Annotated in this window: 1 protein-coding gene; it reads right to left on the reverse strand. The window is 61.1% G+C overall.

Annotation, left to right across the window (positions count from 1 at the left end; genetic code table 11):
* Nucleotides 1-94: 94 nt before the first annotated feature.
* On the reverse strand, nucleotides 95-1,465 hold the full coding sequence (locus ABXS05_RS34825; protein ID WP_311943922.1) for an IS1182 family transposase: 1,371 nt from the start codon (nucleotides 1,463-1,465) through the stop codon (nucleotides 95-97).
* Nucleotides 1,466-1,518 lie beyond the last annotated feature (53 nt).

Genomic DNA, 1,518 nt, shown 5'->3' on the forward strand with positions numbered 1-1,518 from the left:
CAGACCGCTGACAAACCCCGCCATTTTTGGCGGGGTTATTTTATGTGCCTGCTGCAAAGGTTTGAGTTATCGACTTTTTTGAGAAAGAGCCCTTTCAGGCTGGTGCTGACCTGTAAGCGGGAGCCAGCAGAGTGGCGATGCGCTTGATGTTCTGGGCGACAGCGGCCAGGAGGCATTGGCAGGCCACGCGTGTGAGACTTCGGAAGCGGGCATAGCGGTGGCCGTGCAACTGTTTGGCATCGGCGAAGGAACGCTCCACCGTCTCCTTTCGTCGTTTGTAGATCAGCTTGCCATAGGGCGTGAGGCGGTTTGCATCGGTGCGCTCGCGCGCTTCGTGCCAGACGTGCCGGGTGATGACGCGTCGGTTGTCGGCGGAGCGGGTGCATGAAGCCAGCAACGGGCAGGTGCGGCAGATGGCCGGATCGGAAGCGTACTGGCGATAGCCGTCGCGGTCTGTGGTGGCATAGGCCAGCAACTGCCCCTGCGGGCAACGATAGCCGTCCCGTTCCTCCTCATAGATGAACTGGCTCTTGCGCATCATGCCAGGCTTGGGCGGGTTGGGGGTACGATAGCCGGTCACACCCAGGATGGCTCGATCCTCCAATCCCTTGGCGATGCCAGCACTGGCATAGCCCGCATCCAGCCCTACCGCCTTCACCGGCAAGGCAAAGCGCTCGCGCTGGCGGTCGAGCCGGCCCAGATAGACGATGCTGTCATGCACATTGCCGGGTGAGGCAAAGGTATCGGTGATGATGCCGACCTTGCCGTCCACCGTGCGGTGATCGAGATAGAAGAAGCCTTTGGGCTTGCCATCGCGCACCATGTAGCCGCTGTCCGGATCCACCCGCGAGACCTTGGTCTGCTTCACCTCGGGCTCACGTTCGCGCACCGGCAGGGGGGCCTGGCCATGCGCCGCCCGCTCCGCCTCGACAGCCGCGTCCAGGGCTTGCCAGTAATCGGCTCGTGACTTGGCAACCTGGGCTAGGTCGAACTTCTTGGCGTTGGCATTCGCCTTCAGATGGGTGGAGTCCGTGTACAGCACCTTGCCATCCACAAGCCCATGTCCGATCGCCTGCTCCACGATGGCATCGAAGATGGCCTGAGCCACATCCGTGTCGTTGTAGCGCCGGCGCCGGTTCTGCGACAACGTCGAGGCGTCGAACACCGGCGCCATCAGCTTGAGCCCCAGAAACCAGCGATAGGCCACGTTCACTTCGATCTCGCGCACCAACTGGCGCTCCGAGCGGATGCCGAACAGGTAGCCGATGAACAACGCCTTGAACATCAAGGTCGGGTCCAGCGGAGGACGGCCATTGTCCGCACAGTAAAGCCCCGACACGCGATCATGGATGAAGGAAAAGTCGATCACCGCGTCGATCTTGCGCAGCAGATGATCCTTGGGAACAAGCGCATCGAGCGTAACCATCTCGATCGCCGTCTGCTCGGGGCCGGGTTTCTTCAACATGACCCACTGAATCAAAAACTGCTGACTAACGCTACTGGTTTGTCAGCAGTCTG

Source organism: Labrys neptuniae, assembly GCF_040797145.1.
Lineage (GTDB): Bacteria > Pseudomonadota > Alphaproteobacteria > Rhizobiales > Labraceae > Labrys > Labrys neptuniae.